General features: G+C 67.6%; 13 protein-coding genes. 5 read left to right on the top strand and 8 right to left on the bottom strand.

Going from position 1 to position 16457, the window contains the following annotated elements; genetic code table 11:
* Positions 1 to 8 precede the first annotated feature (8 nt).
* Positions 9 to 1832 carry a DUF3300 domain-containing protein gene (locus tag AB8808_RS16850; RefSeq protein WP_369930717.1) on the top strand — a complete coding sequence of 608 codons (1824 nt, stop codon included), beginning with the start codon at positions 9 to 11 and terminating at the stop codon, positions 1830 to 1832.
* Positions 1833 to 2066: 234 nt separating this feature from the next.
* Here AB8808_RS16850 and zwf read toward each other — a convergent pair whose 3' ends face one another.
* The 4 genes from zwf to recQ all read right to left on the bottom strand — a co-directional run bounded on the left by zwf (position 2067) and on the right by recQ (position 9546).
* Complete coding sequence (gene zwf / locus AB8808_RS16855; protein WP_369930718.1) at positions 2067 to 3935, bottom strand: glucose-6-phosphate dehydrogenase; 1869 nt, start codon at positions 3933 to 3935, stop codon at positions 2067 to 2069.
* Entirely contained in the window at positions 3932 to 5758 is a 1827-nt protein-coding gene (locus AB8808_RS16860; RefSeq protein ID WP_369930719.1) for a glycoside hydrolase family 15 protein, read from the bottom strand. The genes zwf and AB8808_RS16860 overlap by 4 nt, the downstream gene beginning before the upstream one ends.
* An 87-nt stretch (positions 5759 to 5845) precedes the next feature.
* Positions 5846 to 7504: a YbaL family putative K(+) efflux transporter gene (ybaL, locus tag AB8808_RS16865; protein WP_369930720.1), complete on the bottom strand. Its 1659-nt coding sequence runs from the start codon at positions 7502 to 7504 to the stop codon at positions 5846 to 5848.
* Between the two features lie 224 nt (positions 7505 to 7728).
* Positions 7729 to 9546, bottom strand: a complete 1818-nt coding sequence (gene recQ / locus AB8808_RS16870; protein ID WP_369930721.1) for a DNA helicase RecQ — start codon at positions 9544 to 9546, stop codon at positions 7729 to 7731.
* A gap of 179 nt (positions 9547 to 9725) precedes the next feature.
* Here recQ and AB8808_RS16875 point away from each other — a divergent pair, with 179 nt between their 5' ends.
* Positions 9726 to 10025 (top strand): fimbrial protein, encoded by a 300-nt coding sequence (locus AB8808_RS16875; RefSeq protein ID WP_369930722.1) that lies wholly within the window; start codon positions 9726 to 9728, stop codon positions 10023 to 10025.
* A 6-nt stretch (positions 10026 to 10031) separates the two neighbouring features.
* Here the strand turns inward: AB8808_RS16875 and AB8808_RS16880 are convergent, their stop codons facing one another.
* The gene (locus tag AB8808_RS16880; RefSeq protein ID WP_369930723.1) at positions 10032 to 10394 is read right to left on the bottom strand and encodes an MGMT family protein; all 363 of its coding nucleotides are present in this window, start codon (positions 10392 to 10394) and stop codon (positions 10032 to 10034) included.
* Between the two features lie 75 nt (positions 10395 to 10469).
* On the opposite strand from AB8808_RS16880, the gene AB8808_RS16885 reads away from it, so the two are divergent.
* Positions 10470 to 10874, top strand: coding sequence for a hypothetical protein (locus AB8808_RS16885; RefSeq protein ID WP_354514575.1), 405 nt, complete (start codon positions 10470 to 10472; stop codon positions 10872 to 10874).
* A gap of 906 nt (positions 10875 to 11780) precedes the next feature.
* Here the strand turns inward: AB8808_RS16885 and AB8808_RS16890 are convergent.
* Complete coding sequence (locus AB8808_RS16890) at positions 11781 to 12905, bottom strand: inorganic phosphate transporter (RefSeq protein WP_369930724.1); 1125 nt, start codon at positions 12903 to 12905, stop codon at positions 11781 to 11783.
* 13 nt (positions 12906 to 12918) lie between these two features.
* A complete protein-coding gene (locus AB8808_RS16895) occupies positions 12919 to 13548 on the bottom strand; it encodes a DUF47 domain-containing protein (RefSeq protein ID WP_036140049.1) in 630 nt (209 codons plus the stop codon).
* A gap of 112 nt (positions 13549 to 13660) precedes the next feature.
* On the opposite strand from AB8808_RS16895, the gene AB8808_RS16900 reads away from it, so the two are divergent.
* Together AB8808_RS16900 and AB8808_RS16905 are read left to right on the top strand one after the other, a co-directional pair.
* The gene (locus AB8808_RS16900; RefSeq protein WP_369930725.1) at positions 13661 to 14983 is read left to right on the top strand and encodes a hemolysin family protein; all 1323 of its coding nucleotides are present in this window, start codon (positions 13661 to 13663) and stop codon (positions 14981 to 14983) included.
* 60 nt (positions 14984 to 15043) lie between these two features.
* The gene (locus tag AB8808_RS16905) at positions 15044 to 15652 is read left to right on the top strand and encodes an exopolysaccharide biosynthesis protein (protein WP_369930726.1); all 609 of its coding nucleotides are present in this window, start codon (positions 15044 to 15046) and stop codon (positions 15650 to 15652) included.
* Between the two features lie 17 nt (positions 15653 to 15669).
* Here AB8808_RS16905 and AB8808_RS16910 read toward each other — a convergent pair whose 3' ends face one another.
* A complete protein-coding gene (locus tag AB8808_RS16910) occupies positions 15670 to 16437 on the bottom strand; it encodes an RNA methyltransferase (RefSeq protein ID WP_369930727.1) in 768 nt (255 codons plus the stop codon).
* Positions 16438 to 16457: the final 20 nt, after the last annotated feature.

The following is a 16457-nucleotide window of genomic DNA, read 5'->3' on the forward strand; positions in this document are numbered from 1 at the left end:
GCTCCACCATGAAACGCGTGAGCCTGCATGTGGTCCGCACCACCCTTCTTTCCGCATCGCTGGCCGCGGTACTTGGCGCGTGCAACCGCACGCCGCCGGCCGAGGCCGACAACGCCGCCAATGCTCCGGCCCCGGCGGCCGGCCCGGCGAGCGACGCCAGCACCGCTCCGGCACCTGGCTATGTACCGCCGACGGCCGACCAGCTCTACGCGCTGGTCTCGCCCATCGCCCTCTTTCCCGACAAGCTGGTCGCCCTGACGCTGGCCGGGTCGACGCATCCCGACCAGGTCGATGCCGCGCGCAGCTTCCTGGGCGACAACCGCAACCTGACCGGCGGTGCCCTGATCGATGCAGCGGACGCGCAGCCCTGGGACCCGAGCGTGAAGTCGCTGGTCGCCTTTCCCGCGGTGCTCGACCAGTTGTCGACCAACCGCGACTGGACGGCCGCCCTGGGCGACGCCTATGCAAACGAACCAACCGACGTGCTCAACGCCATCCAGGCGATGCGCGAGCGCGCATGCACGCGCGGCACGCTCAAGAGCAGCAAGCAGCAGGTGGTGAGGATCGACCAGGCGCCGCCTCCGCGGACATACACTACGACCACCACGACGGAGACCTCGATCGTTCCCGCGCCCACCCGCACGATCGTGATCGAACCGGCCCAGTCGGATGTCGTCTACGTGCCGCACTACGATCCCGACGTGGTCTACGGCGAACCCGTGTACTCGACGGTGTACCGAACGCACTGGTACCAGGCGCCCGCCACCACCGGCGACGTGGTCGCCACGGGGCTGGTGTCGTTCGGCGCGGGCATCCTGGTCGGCCAGTTGTTCGCCTCGCACGCACACTACGACCGTCCGCACGGCGGATGGAACGAGTGGAACACCTCGTGGGGTGGCGGGCCGCGCGATGGCGGTTACGGCGGCGGTTACGGCGGTCGCCCCGCCGTCGTCTACGACAACCACCCGTATGTGGTGAATCGCACCACCATCAACCGCACCGTGAACAACAACTACGTCAACCGGTCGGTCAACATCGACAACCGGCACGACAACGGCAATGTCGATAACCGCGTCGACAACCGGCACGACTTCGGCAACGTGGACAACCGCCACGACAACGGCAACCTGGCTATGCGCAATGCCCCGCAGGCGGCACAGGCGGCACAGGCGGCGCAGGTGCGGCAACGCCCGGATTTCGAGCACATGCAGCGGCCCAACTTCACGGCCGCGATGGCGCGCCCGACGGCGGCCGACGCGCGGCCCGCGTTGCCTCAGCAGCAACGAACGGTGCCGGGTGCGGACCCTCGCGGTACGCTTCCGGTGGGAGCGCGCCCCGGCCAGCCGCCGGCGGCAGCGTTCGCCGCGGCACATGCCGCCAACCCCGGGGAAGAACGTGCCGCGCGGGCGGGCCAGCAAAATCCGACCATCGCGCATGTGCCGCCGCAGGCCAACCGTCAGCAGGTGCAGGACCCCCGCGTAGCCAACGTGCACGAGGTGGGCGAGCGTGCCCACAATTTCGATGCTGGCCGTGCCGCCCAGGAACAGGCGGCCACGCGCGCGCAGCCCTCGGCGCGCATGCAGCCCGAGCATATGCAGCCCGAACGCATGCAGCAAGAACGTACGCAGCCATCGCGCATGCCGGCGGAGCGCGAGGAAAACCGCGTGGCCCAGCCGTCGATGACACGTCCCCCGCTGCGACCCGAGCAGCGCCCGCCGTCTCAACCGCAGCCCCGCAACGACCAGGCGCACGAGCGACCGGCACCGCGTCAGCAACAACACGAGAACCACGCCCCGCCCCACCACGACGACCACGACAAACACGATGGTTGAAGGATGACAACCCGAACGCCGAACGACCGCAGGCGTAGGAGCGCACGATGTGCGCGAACCCTGAACCTGTATCTGTCGAAAGAAGCCGCACCCCACACCGACAAAGGCGTTTCCAAACGCAAAACGAAGCCGCTCTACCCTGACGCCGGTGTCACCGAACCCGACATCCGGCCATAGCCATGGGCGCCCTCACTCGCGCTAGTCGCGGTGAGGGTTCGCCCACACCGTGGGCTCCTACGCGCGCGTGCGGCGGGAGGCGGACTTTTTCGTCGACGGCTTGCGTGGGGCGGCGACTTTCTTCGTCGCGGTTTTCTTCGTCGAGGCTTTTTTCACCGCAGTTTTTTTCACGGTGGCTTTCTTTACCGCTGCTTTCTTTACCGCTGCTTTCTTTACCGCGGTCTTCTTCACTGCCGCCTTCTTCCCGACAACCTTCTTCACCGACGTCGCCCGCAGTGCCTTTTTCGCCGCGGCACGCTTCGTCGGGGCACGGCCGCCGGCCGACTTCGTCGAGGACGGCAACACGTCGGTTCGCGGCTTGGCCGTGCGCCGCGCATTCAACTCCGCGGCGGAGTTCAGCGGGCGCCAGGAACGGCCACCCATCGCCAGCAAGGTGTCCGACGAAGCCGGACCGGCGCTGCCCGAGGCGTAGTTCGGGAAGTCGGCCGGCGTGCGCTGGGCCCAATCGTCGAGGATGGGCTGCACCGCGCGCCAGCACGCTTCGACCATGTCCGCACGCTGGAACAGCGTGGCGTCGCCGGTCATGCAATCGTACAGCAGGGTTTCGTAGCCCACGTTGGGCTCGGCGCGGAACCAGTCGGCGTATTTGAAGTCCATGCGCACCGGCGCGAGTTCCACGCGCGGGCCTGGACGCTTCACGTCGAACTGCAGCGAGATGCCTTCGTCGGGCTGGATCTGCAAGACCAGCCAGTCCGGACCGAACGCGTCCATGCCGGTGCCGCGGAACGGGGCGAATGGCGCGGACTTGAAGCGGATGGCGATCTCCGTGGTGCGTCGCCCCATGTGTTTGCCGGTGCGCAGGTAGAAGGGCACGCCGGACCAACGCCAGGTGTCGATCGACAATTTCAGCGCGACAAACGTCTCGGTGACCGAGTCCGGCGCCACATCGGGTTCCTCGCGATAGGAGGTGGCGAGTTCGTTATTGACCGCGCCCGGGCCGTACTGGCCACGCACGGCGTCCTCGGGCTGGATCGGCCGGATCGCCTCGATGGTCTCCGCCTTGCGCGTGCGCACGGCCTCGGCATCGAAGGACGTGGGCGGCTCCATGGCGACCATGGCCAGCAGCTGGAAGAGGTGGTTGGGCACCATGTCACGCAACGCGCCGGTCTGCTCGTAGAACGAGCCACGCCGCTCCACGCCGACAGTCTCGGCCACGGTGATCTGCACGTGGTCGATGCGGTCGCGGTTCCAGATCGGCTCGAACAAACCGTTGGCGAAGCGGAACGCCATGATGTTCTGCACGGTTTCCTTGCCGAGGAAATGATCGATGCGGTAGATCTGGTCTTCGCGCAGCACCTTGAGGATGCGCTCGTTCAACGCATGCGCCGAGGCGAGGTCGTGGCCGAACGGCTTTTCGATGATGACGCGGCGCCAGGCAGCGCCCTCGGTGCTGCCCTCCTCGACCAGGCCGGCTTCGTGCAGCTGTTCGATCACGTCGCCGAAGAAACGCTCGGGCGTAGCCAGGTAGAACAGGACGTTGCCCTGCGTGCCGCGGCGGCGCTCGGTCTCGCGCAACTTCACCGCCAGGCTCTGGAAGGCGGAGAGGTCGTCGAAGTCGCCGGCGTGGTAGGTCATCTGTGCGCTGAGCCAGCCCCAGGCCTCTTCATCGAGCTTGCCGCCGCCGTTGGCCACGTACTTTTCGAGGGAGGTACGCAGGCCCTTGCGCCACGCGTTGTCGGTCATCTTGCCGTGGTTGAAGCCGATGATCGAGAAGTTGTCGGACAGCAGCCCGGTGCGGCGCATGTTGTAGAGCGCGGGTACGACGAGGCGGCTGGTGAGGTCGCCGGCGGCGCCGAAGATCACGACGGTACACGGGTCGGCCGGGTGAGCGCGGGAGGTGACGCGCTTCGTGGGGGCGGGGCTCATGCACGGACTCCTTGGGGATGGTGGGCGTCTGGGGTGGCGTGGATGTCGGCGGTCGCGCTGGAACCATGCGCCAGGCTGAAGGCGGCATTGACCAGCGCGACGTGCGAAAAAGCCTGTGGGAAATTGCCCAGCAGCCGTTTCGACCGTGGATCGTACTCCTCCGCAAGCAAACCGAGGTCATTGGCCAGGCCGATCAGGCGGACGAACAGCTCGCGGGCCTCGTCCAGGCGCCCTTGCAGCACGTAGTTCTCGACCAGCCAGAAGCTGCAGGGAAGAAACTGGCCTTCACCCGGCGGCAGGCCGTCCACGCCGCTGCTCGTGTCGTAACGGAGGACGAAACCATCCACCAGGAGGTCTTCTTCCACCGCCTTGACGGTGGCGACGATGCGCGGGTCGTCCGGCGGCAGGAAATCGGTCAGCGTGACGATCAGCAGGCTGGCGTCCAGTTCCTTCGAACCGTACGACTGCACGAAGCAGCCGCGTTCCGGGTCCACGCCCTTGGCGAGGATGTCGGTCTTGACCTCGTCTGCGATCGTCCGCCAGCGCGCGGCGAACGCGGGGTCGCGACCTTCGCGGTTCTGCTCTGAAGCGCGCTGGAAGGCCAGCCACGCCATGACCTTGGAGTGCACGAAGTGGCGCGATTCGCCGCGGATCTCCCAGATGCCTTCGTCCGGCTTGCGCCAGATGCTGGCAAGGTGCTCGAGGAACACGCCCTGCACATCGTCGGCTTCGGGCTCCAGCGCCACGCCGTTCTTCACGGCATGGGAGAACGCGCCGACCAGTTCGCCGTAGATGTCGAGCTGGAACTGCCGCGAAGCCGCGTTGCCCACGCGGACCGGCTTGGCGCCTTCGTAGCCTTCCAGCCAGTCCAGTTCGTATTCTTCGAGCCGGCGCTCGCCGGCGATGCCGTACAGCACCTGCAGCTGGTCGGGCGAGCCGGCCACCGCACGACGTACCCAGTCGCGCCAGGCGGTAGCTTCGTCGTGATACCCCGCGTTGACGAAGGCGGAGAGGACGAACGTGGCGTCGCGTGCCCAGCAGTAGCGATAGTCCCAGTTGCGCTCGCCGCCCAGTTGCTCCGGCAACGAGGTGGTGGGCGCGGCGATGATGCCGCCGGTGGGCAGGTAGCTTAGGCCCTTGAGGACCACCAGCGAGCGACGGACGATGTCGCTCCATTCGCCGCTGTCGTTGCAGCGACCGGACCAGTCTTCCCAGAAAGCCAGCGACTTGACCAGGGCATCGTAGGGATCGATCGCTTCGGGAGGCGCCAGGTGCGAGGCTCCCCATGCCATCACGAACGGCACGGAATCGCCTTTGCTCACCGCGAAACGCGCCACGCTGTGCATACCCTCGCCTTCGACGGCGACGGGACTGCGTACCACCAGCATGTCGGGGCCGGCGACGGCCGTCAGCGTCTGGCCGTCCACGCGGGTCACCCAGGGCACGGCGCTGCCGTAGTCGAAACGGATGGTCAGCGAGGCTTCGAAATCGACGCGCCCTTCTACGCCTTCGACGATACGCGTGACCCCGACCTGCTCGTCCGCGAAGGGCATGAAATCGATGACACGCGCCACGCCCGTGGCGGTACGCCACTCGGTCTCGAGGACGAGGGAGCCGTCGACGTAGCCGCGCCTCACCGTGGCATCGGGATCGGCCGGCGCGATGCGCCAGCGGCCGTTGCCCTCATGGCCCAGCAGGGCGGCAAAACAGGCGGCGGAGTCGAACCGTGGCAGGCACAGCCAGTCGATCGATCCATCCATGGCCACCAGCGCGGCGCTTCGGCAATTGCCGAGCATCGCGTAATCTTCGATCCGGGATGCCATCGTTTCCTCGTTGCGGGCGGGTAGTCCCATCAACGGTAGCCAGCGGCGCGTTAGAACGACGTATCCGGACGGACGAGACGCGCCCTCTCAGTGTCCTGACGAGGGCTGTGGCGGTGCCGCCGCGGCGAACATGCTGCGCGCCACCTCCTGCTCGCCGTAAATCACCTGCGTGGCACCCAGGCCATCGAGATGAGCCACACATTCTTGCGAATGCGCACGCGCCACGATCGGCAGGTCCGGGCGCAGGGCGCGGGCGGCGCGCACGATCTGGCCGCCTTCGAACGGATCGGACACGGCGACGATGAGCGCGCGCGCGCCGGCGAGGTTGGCCTCGGCCAGCACGGGCGCCGCGGCGGCGTTGCCGATGAGGATTTCCGCACCGTGCTGCTCGCGCAACTCGCGCACCGCGTCTTCGTCGGTCTCGATGACCAGCGTGCGCGCCCCGGTGGCCTGCAATTCGGAGAACACACGACGCCCCACCCGACCGAAGCCGACCAGCACGGTGTGCCCGGCGAGGGCGGGATCGGCGTGCTCGTCCGGGGCGTCGTTGTCGTGGCGGGCGATCCAGCGATCCAGCGCACCGAACAGCAGCGGATTGATCAGGATGGAGACGATGGCCGCGGCCAGCAGGATGTCGCGAGCCTCTTCGCTGAGCAGCTTGAGCGACACGCCCAGGCCGGCGAGGATGAACGAGAACTCGCCGATCTGGGCAAGACTGGTGGCGATGGTCAGCGCGGTTTTCGGCGGACGGCCGAAGGCCAGCACGATACCGAACGCCGCCACGGACTTGCCGACGATGATGATCAGGCAGGCCGCCAGCACGATCCACGGGTGCTCGACCAGGATATGCGGGTTGAACAGCATGCCGATGGAGACGAAGAACAGCACCGCGAAGGCGTCGCGCAGCGGCAGCGTTTCTTCCGCGGCCTGCTGCGACAGCTTCGATTCGCCCATCATCATGCCGGCGAAGAAGGCCCCGAGCTCGAACGACACGTCGAACAGGTGCGCGGCGCCGAAGGCCACGCCGAGCGCGATGGCCAGCACCGCCAGCCGGAACAGCTCGCGCGAACCCGTGCTGGAGACAGCCTGCAGCGTCCACGGGATTACACGCTTGCCGACGATCAGCATGATCGCCACGAACACCACCACCTTGCCGATGGTCCAGGCCACCGTCTCGGCCAGGGCCGCCATGCTGGGCGGATTGTCGCCCTGCTCCGAGCCCAGGAAGCCGCCGATGGCCGGCAGCAGTACCAGCGCCAGCACCATGGCCAGGTCTTCGACGATCAGCCAGCCCACGGCGATGCGGCCACGATCGGTATCCAGCAGCCGACGTTCCTCCATGGCCCGCAGCAACACCACCGTGCTGGCCACGGACAACGCGAGGCCGAACACGAAGCCCTGCGCCATCGGCCAGCCCAGTCCCCAGCCCAGCAACATGCCCAGGCCGGTGGCCACGCCCATCTGCACCGCGGCGCCGGGAATGGAGATCGCCTTGACCGCCAGAAGATCCTTCAGGGAGAAGTGCAGGCCCACGCCGAACATCAGCAGGATGACACCGAGGTCGGCAAGCTCCTGTGCGATGCCCGCATCGGCGACATACCCCGGCGTGAATGGCCCGGCCACTACGCCGGCCAGCAGGTAGCCCGCCAGCACGGGCAGGCGCAACCGATGCGCGATGGCGCCGAAGAGGAAGGCGAGGACGAGGCCACCGACGATGGTGGCGATGAGTGGCGTGGCGTCGTGCATGGGCGGCTCCCTGAGTCGTCGTTGGCCGTGATCTCGTGGATCACGGCATGCACCCTCGTCTGGTCACGTCGAACTGGCGAACGTAGCGATGTCGGGCAATCCCCCTGGAGTTGGGGATGCCGAGGGTGGCACGCAAGCACTCGCACGGGATTTTTTTCAGTCGTGGCGCACACTTGAGCATAACCTCAAGCGCGCGACGATGTCGGATGTGCCGCGCAGGGATGTCAGGCGGGCGCGTTCAGCACGGCCAGGAAATCCTTGCCGTAACGCTTGAGCTTGTTCTCGCCCACGCCGCTGATCGAGCCCAGTTCGTCTTCGTTTTCCGGGAGCGCGCGCAGCATGGCCAGCAGCGTGGCGTCGTGGAAGATGACGTAGGCCGGCACGCCGTGCGCCTTGGCCAGTTCCGCGCGGACGCGGCGCAACTCGTTCCACAGGGGCATCTCGATTTCCTCGATACCCAGCGAGCCGCCGGCCACGGCAGGCGCCGGCCGCGAGCCGGAGCGACGGCCCTTCGCCGGCCGGGCATCCTCACGAAGCCACACCCGGCGCTCGCTGCGCAGCACCGGGCCGCTCTCCCTGGACAGGCGCAGGGTGCCGAAGCCTTCCGGGTCGGCCTCGACCAGGCCGGCCGCCAGCAACTGGCGGAACACCGACCGCCATTGCGTGGCGTCCATGTCGGCGCCGATGCCGAAGACACTGAGCTTGTCGTGGCCCAGGTCGCGCACGCGCTCGCCGGCCTCCCCGCGCAGGATCTCGATAAGGTGCCCGGCGCCGTAACGCTGGCCGCTGCGATAGATGCAGGACATCGCCTTCTGCGCCGCCGTGGTGGCATCCCAGGTCTTCGGCGGCACCAGGCAGTTGTCGCAGTTGCCGCAGGGCTCCGGATAGACCTCGGCGAAGGCCTCGAGCAACAACTGGCGTCGGCAACGCGTGGCCTCGGCATAGCCCAGCAGCGAATCGAGCTTGAGTCGCTCGACGCGCTTGCGGTCGTCGCCGGAGTCGGACTGGGAGATCATCTGGCTCATGGTCACGACATCGCCCAGGCCGTAGATCATCCACGCTTCCGCCGGCAGGCCGTCGCGGCCCGCGCGCCCGGTTTCCTGGTAGTAGCCCTCCATGCTGCGCGGCAGGTCGAGATGGGCGACGAAGCGCACGTCGGGCTTGTCGATGCCCATGCCGAAGGCCACTGTGGCGACCATGACGATGCCGTCCTCGCGCAGGAATCGCTGCTGGTGGCGCATGCGGACATCGCCATCCAGGCCCGCGTGGTAGGGCAGCGCGTCCACGCCGGCTTCGGCGAGCCAAGCGGCGGTTTCGTCCACCTTGCGTCGGCTTAGGCAATAGATGACACCGGCCTCGCCACGATGCGCGTCGAGGAAATCGAGCAGCTGGCGGCGCGCATTCTGGCGCGGCGCCACGCGATAGCGGATGTTGGGACGGTCGAAGCTGGACACGAAGCGGCGGGCTTCGTGCAGGCCCAGGCGGTCGACGATTTCCTCACGGGTGCGCTCGTCCGCCGTGGCGGTGAGCGCGATGCGCGGTACCTCGGGGAAACGCTCGTGCAGGATGGCCAGTTCGCGGTATTCGGGGCGGAAGTCGTGCCCCCACTGCGATACGCAGTGCGCCTCGTCGATAGCGAACAGGGCGATGGGAATGCGATCGAGCAGGCCGAGGAAGCGCCCGGTGATCAGGCGCTCCGGCGCGACGTAGAGCATGTCCAGCTCGCCGGCGAGCAACAGTTCTTCCACCTCGCGCTGGGTGGCGGCGTCGAGACTGGAATTGAGGTAGCGGGCGCGGACACCCGCCTCGGTGAGCGCATCGACCTGATCCTGCATCAGCGCGATCAGGGGGGACACCACGATGCCGGTGCCCGGGCGCATGAGGGCGGGAATCTGGAAGCACAGCGACTTGCCGCCACCCGTGGGCATGAGCACGAGGGCGTCGCCGCCGCCGGCGACCTCCTCGACGATGGCTTGTTGCTGGCCGCGGAATCCGGGGTAACCGAAAACGGTGCTGAGGAGATCGAGGGCCTGGGACTGCATCCGCACATGCTAACAAACGGACGCGCCCGATCGGCTGTTGGCGGCAGCTAAAGCTGAGGTAGGCCTACGCCGTTACAGGAGGAAGGTGATAGTCCCGGCAAGCGGTCGGGCAGCTAATGACACCAGGCCGGTTGCCCCGCGACGCATCCGCCGGCCCTGTGTCTCCACGAGGAGCGCCCATGCACCACACCATTGCCGCCCGTACCCTGCCGGTCGCCCTGGCCGTCTGCCTGATGGCCTTCACGACTGGCACCCGTGCCGAAGGTGGGCTCATCGGTTTCACCGGCGCGATCATCGAGGCCACGTGCGTCATGCGGGACCACCGCCCCGATTGTCCGCCGGGTCACCCGGCCGCGGCGACGGTCCATGTACTCGACGATCCGCAGGCGCTGGCCGATATCCACGCCGCCCTGCTCGACCACGCGCTGCGGCGCGATCCCGCCGCTCACTGGAAGGTGGTAGACACCACCTACCGTTGAGGCGACTCAGCCACCCCAGAGGGCCCGGTCCAGGTCATGGTCCAGGCCGAAGGCACTCATCGGCACCCGGCCGTCCTTCACGGTAACGCCCTCGGCCTTCAGCAGGCGGCATTGCTCACGGAAGCCGCGCGTGCCCGGCGGAATGCCGATGCGACCGTCGGCGCGGAGCACCCGATGCCAGGGCAGCGTGGCCCGGTCGGGCGCCTCGCCCAGCACACGGCCGATCATCCGTGCCCTGCCCGGGTAGCCGGCACGGGCCGCGATGGCACCGTAACTGGCCACCCGCCCACGCGGAATGGCCGCGACCGCCGCGATGATCCGTGCCGCCCGAAGGGCGCGTGCCGCGTGGTCGTCCCGTTCATCGGTCATGGTCGTTTCGTGCATGTTCGCCGGGGAGGTTGAGCGTACCATCGGTATCCCCAAGGACAGATCGACAAGGCCACCATGCGGCACTTCGAAGCACTTCGCTCTCACGTCGGCGGCATCCACAAGCTGCGCCACAACGAGCCTTACCTCATCAGCTTCGACCTGGAACTGCCGGACGGCCGGCACCAGGGCATCTACCTGGCCGAACTGGAAGACGCCGACGGCCAGCGCTTCCTGCGCCTGTCCACCCCCGTCGGCCCGCTGTCCGGTGTGGATGCGCGCCGCTGCCTGCGCTTCAACTGGGAGCAGCGCACCGGCTACCTCGCCGAGGCCGACCTCGATGGTTCGCCCTACCTGCACCTGTGCGAGAACCGGCCCTACGACTACCTGGACGAACGGGAACTGGCGCGCATCGTTGAAGAACTGGGCACGACGGGGGACCAGTTGGAGCAGTTGGTCAATGGGGAAGCTGACGCGCTTTAAGCAGGGTGCAAGAGCCTTAGGTCGTGGAGCAAGAGCCGGCGGGTGCCACCCTCGCGGCCACGCCTGCGGCGACCCGTCAAGGAAAGGCCGCTCCGCGGCCGTATGTCTATTCCCCTACGGGGCGGGTCGGGCTTCGAACGGGGGTTTTCGACTCGACTTCCTGTCTCGCGAAAACGGCCGGCCGTCCTGGCCGGCCCCCTTCGGGCCTTGTCCGTTCGAAGCCCTCGCCTGCGGCTACCGGCCACGAGGGTGGCACCCGCCGGCTCTTTCACGGACTGAGGTTGCGTGTGGGAAAAGCTAAGAGCCAGGTTTCGCTTCGTTGTTGGGAACGCTCGCTTGCCTGATGCGCACGGCATCAGCCGCCTTGGGTGGTGTTGAGGGTTCGCGCACACGCGTGCGCTCCTACCCAGCCCGCGGATCACGCGTTCCACAACCTGCCCTACCCCTAGCGTAGGAGCCCACGATGTGGGCGAAACGCCAACAACGCGGTGACGCCATACCCTGACCACTACATCGTTCACCGCCACTCGCTGCTCGCCCAACACGCCACCTCAGTTTCGGGAAGATCCGGCGGGTAGCCCCCTCGGTGCCGGTAGCCGCAGGCGAGGGCTTCGAACGGACAAGGCCGCGTAGCGGGGCCGGCCAGGACGGCCGGCCATTTTTGCTGAGCCATGGATGGCGAATCAAAAATCCCCGGGCGAAGCCCGACCCGGATGTGGCACGGGTAGGAGCGCACGATGTGCGCGAATCAGGTGCACGGCCGCGGAGCGGCCCTTCCCTAGCGGGTCGCCGCAGGTGTGGCACCGAGGGGGCTACCCGCCGGCTCTTGCTCCAACGCCCAAGGCTCCAAGGCTAATCGCGATGCCGAAGGCGAGCCCTAACAGCGAAAAAGCCTATTCGGAAAAATCAGTAAAACAGCCGCCCCAACTTCACCAGCACATACCCCAGCACCGCAGTAATCGGCAGGGTCAGAATCCATGCCCAGACCATGCGCTCCACCACCGACCAGCGGATGGCGTTGAACCGCTTGGCCGCACCGACGCCCATGATCGACGCGGAAACGTTGTGGGTCGTGGACACCGGCACGCCTAGCATCGAGGCGGTGAGGATCACGGCCGCCGAGCTGCCTTCCGCCGCGAATCCGTTGATCGGGTGCAGTTTCACCATCTTGTGGCCCAGCGTCTTGATGATCCGCCAGCCGCCGCCCGCGGTACCGCCGGCCATGGTCAGCGCGCAGACCACCTTCACCCAGACCGGGATCGGGAAACCGCCGGCCGCCGCGGGGTCGTACGGGATGCGCAGGAAGTGCAGCACGGTGGGCAGGTGATCGAACTGGCCGGCGGCGGTAGCACCCGCCAGCGCCAGGGCGATGATGCCCATGCTCTTCTGCGCGTCGTTCATGCCGTGCGACAGGCCCATGGCGCTGGCGGAGAGGATCTGCGCCTTGCCGAAGAAGCTGTTGACGAAGGGCGTGCGGCCGAAGCGGTGCAGGCGACCCTTCTGCCGGGAGAAGAAGCCCAGCAAGGCATACAGCGCACCCATCAGCAGGAAGCCGATGACGAAACCGAGGAAGGGCGAGACGATCATCGGTACGATCACCTTGGGCACGACGCCCTTGCCCAGCCACCAGTGCGCGCCACCCTGCCACCAGATGATCGCGTGCAGGTTACCGTCGGACGCGGCCAGGGCGGCGCCGCACAGGCCACCCACCAGCGCGTGGCTGGAGCTGGACGGCAGGCCCATCCACCAGGTGATGAGGTTCCAGATGGTGGCGCCCAGCAGCGCGCTGATCAGCAGGTGCGAGCCGACGTCGACCACCCCCGAGTCGACCAGCCCGGAGGCGATGGTCGCAGCCACGGCCGTGCCCCACAGCGCACCGGCCAGGTTGGTGACGGCGGCCAGCAGCACCGCCTGGCCCGGGGTCAGCACCTTGGTGGCCACCACGGTGGCGATGGAGTTCGCCGTGTCGTGGAAGCCGTTGATATACGTGAACGCCAGGGCGATCAGGACGACCGCGATAACCATGCTCATGGGGCGGCCGCCGTCAGGAGTTCTTGAGCACGATGGAATAGACGACGTTGCCGACATCGCGGCACTTGTCGACCGCCTTCTCCACCAGCTCGAACAGATCCTTGGCAAGGATGGCCTTGAGCGGATCGGAGCCCTCGGCGTACAGGGTGCGGTAGGGGTCGAGCAGCAAGCGGTCGGCTTCCGACTCCAGCGCCTGGAGCTGGTCGCGCAGTTTCTTCACCGGGTCGATCTTCAGGCCGTGGCGCAGCTGGCCGATCATCTGCACCACCACCTCGGCCGAGCGCTCCAGCAGCACCGCACGCTGGCCGAAATCGATGCCGCCCAGGCGTTCGGCGACGATCACATAGCGCTCGGCGAACTTCTCGATGGTCTTGGGGATCTTGTAGAGCGCGGAATTCAGCGCCTCGATGTCTTCACGGTCCAGCGCGGTGACGAAGGTGTTGACCAGTTCCTCGCCGATCTGCCCGTGAAGGGCCTTCTCGCGGGCGCGCGCCGTGCTGAAGGCGGCCATCACCGGGGTGCGGTCGGTCTGGGTGACCAGCTCGTGCATGGCCCGGGCGCTTTCGCGCGCGGCTTCCGCGCTGGCCTCGAGCAGACCGTAGAACTTGTCGCCCTTGCCGAAAATCGTCTGGAGAGAAAACATGGCGTCGCCTGGGGGAACGGGAGAAATGTGACGCTAATGTTACCGGAGCGGCGCGGGGTATGCCTCTACCGTCCACGACCCGAAGCAGGCAGGTCTGCTATATAAGCCCCCGATGCTCACCGAACTCCTGCTCGTCCTCGTGCTCTCCCTGGGTAACGCCTTCTTCGCCTTGTCGGAGATGTCGGTGGTCGCCTCGCGGAAGAGCCGGCTGAAGGCCATGTCGCGCGACAGCCGCCGCGCCCGGGTGGCGCTGCAGCTGGCCGAGTCCCCGGAACGCTTCCTGTCCACGGTGCAGGTCGGGATGACCCTCATCATCCTGGTGACCGGCGCCATCGCAGGCGACCGGCTGGGCGAGCACTTCGCCCAGCTGCTGCACGGGGGCGGTCCGGCCTGGCTCGAGCCGTACGCACGCATAGCCGGCTGGCTGACCGGCTTCATCTACATGTCGCTGGTGCAGATCGTGATCGGTGAGCTGGTGCCCAAGCGCGCCGCCCTGACCGCGCCGGAACGCATCGCCTGCCAGATCGCCGTGCCCATGCTGGTGATCTCGCGGATCACCCTGCCCATGGTGTGGCTGCTCAACCACCTGTCCAGCGGCATCCTGCACCTGCTGCGACTGAACCGGGCCGGCACCTCGTCGGCCGCCACCGAAGAAGAGATCCGGCTGCTGGTGGCGGAGAGCGCCGAGCAAGGCATCCTCGACAGCGACGAGCGCAACATGGTCAACCGCGTGCTGCGGCTGGGCGATCGCGCCGTGGGCTCGGTGATGACCCCGCGGATGCGGATCGCCTGGCTGGACGTGGCGGCCTCGCGGGACGACAACCTCGAGGTGCTGCGCGAATCGCAGTTTTCCCGCTATCCGGTCTACCGCGGCGACGAGCGCGAGGTGATCGGCACCGTCGAGGTGAAATCGCTGGTGGCCGGCTTCGAGCGGGGTGAGTTCGACCTGTTCGCGCGGGTGGTCAAGCCGCTTTTCGTACCGTCCACCGCGCGGGCGCTCGACCTGCTGGAGGCGTTTCGCGACGCGGATACGCAGCTGGCCCTGGCCGTGGACGAGTACGGCGACATCGAGGGCCTGGTGACGCTCAACGACCTGCTGACCGCCGTGATCGGCGCCACCGCCCCCGCGTCGGATGACGACGAACACGAAGGCCCCATCGTGCGGCGCGACGACGGCAGCTGGCTGATCGACGGCAGCCTGCCGGCCGACGACCTGCGCGAGCTGCTGCAGAACGACCAGCTGCCCAACGAGGAAGACCACGACTTCCGCACCGTCGCCGGCATGATGACCACGCAATTCGGGCACATCCCCCGGGCCGGCGAGTCGTTCGTCTGGCAAGGCAACCGCTTCGAGGTGATGGACATGGACGGCGCCCGTATCGACAAGGTGCTGGTCGGCCCCGCGGGCAACGAGCCGTCGGCTGGCGCGGACTGAGCCCCCGTGAGGTACGCCACGTAAAGCACGGGTTCAAACCCGACCCGCGACAGTCCTGGCATGACCGTCGCCGAACCTCGCGAAGAAAAGACTGCCGCCCTGTTGCGTGCGGCCCTGCATGCCGCACCCGGTGAGCGGATTACGCTGGAAGACCTGCTCGAGCCCCTGAAGCGGCGCGCCTTCGGGTTCCTGCTGCTCCTGCTGGCCATTCCCAATTTCATCCCGGTGCCGCTGGGCGTCGGCGGGGTCATGGGCGTACTGGTGGTGGCGCTGGGACTGGAGATGCTGGTCGGCCTGGAGCATCCATGGATACCCGGCTTCCTGCGGCGCCGCACGCTTTCCCGCGACGGACTGCTGCGGTTCCTCGACCGCATCGAACCGGTGACCCGGCGCCTGGAGAGACTTTGCCAGCCGCGCCTGCAACGGCTGACCCGGCGCCCGTTCACCCTGGTGTCGGGCGCCGTCATGATCCTGATCGGGATCCTGCTCGCCCTGCCCATCCCCTTCACCAATTACGTCTTCGGCGGCATGCTGATCGCGTTCGCCTTTGCACTGGTGGAGCGCGACGGTGCCTTGCTGGTGGCGGTATGGACGAGCACGCTGGCGATCGTCATCGCCTCGGCCACGTTCAGCCGCCCGTTGCTGGGTTTCGCCCGCGACCTGTTCTAGCCGCCGGATGGCGCGGCTCAGTCCTTGCCGTGCGCCATCGACGCCATGCGCTGCGCATCGGCGAGGATGCCATGCAGGATGCGCAACTCGCGCAGCTCGGGGCGGGCCCGAAGGAACAGCTTGCGCAGCTTGAGCATGATCGTGGTGGGCGAGCGTCCCTTGTGGAACTCGATGTCGTCGAGCATCTCGCCCAAGTGGGTGAAGAAGCGCTCGAGCTGTTCGGCGTCGGCGGGGGCTGCATCCGCATCGAGGCTCGGCGGCACGACGACCGGCGCCTCGTCCGCCAGCAGCGCCGTACGCAGCTCGTAGGCCACCACCTGCACCGCCTGCGAGAGGTTCAGAGAACTGAAATCGTCGACGCTGGGGATACGCACCATGGCATGGCAACGTGCCAGCTCGTCGTTCTCCAGGCCCGTCCGCTCGTTGCCGAAGACCAGGGCGACCTGCTCACCGCGTCGTGCCGCGGCGATCGCCTGGGCGGCGCCTTCGCGGGGATCGAGCTCGGGCAGGTTGACGCCGCGGCGGCGTGCCGACAGCCCCAGCGAAAACGTGGCGCCGGCCAGGCCCGCCACGAGATCGTCGTGGATGGCCGCCTGGCCGAGCACGTCGTCGGCGCCGGCCGCCAGGGCGGTGGCCTCGGGATCGGGAAAGCGATGCGGCGCCACCAGCGTGAGCCGGTCGAAACCCATGGTGCGCATGGCACGCGCCGCCGAGCCGATGTTGCCCGAGTGCGAGGTGCGGACCAGGACGAAGCGGAAGCGATCGTTGAGTTCGGAAAGGGCCATGGGCGACGGGCAGGCTGGAC

This window comes from Xanthomonas sp. NCPPB 2632, from assembly GCF_041228075.2.
Classification (GTDB): Bacteria; Pseudomonadota; Gammaproteobacteria; order Xanthomonadales; family Rhodanobacteraceae; genus Luteibacter.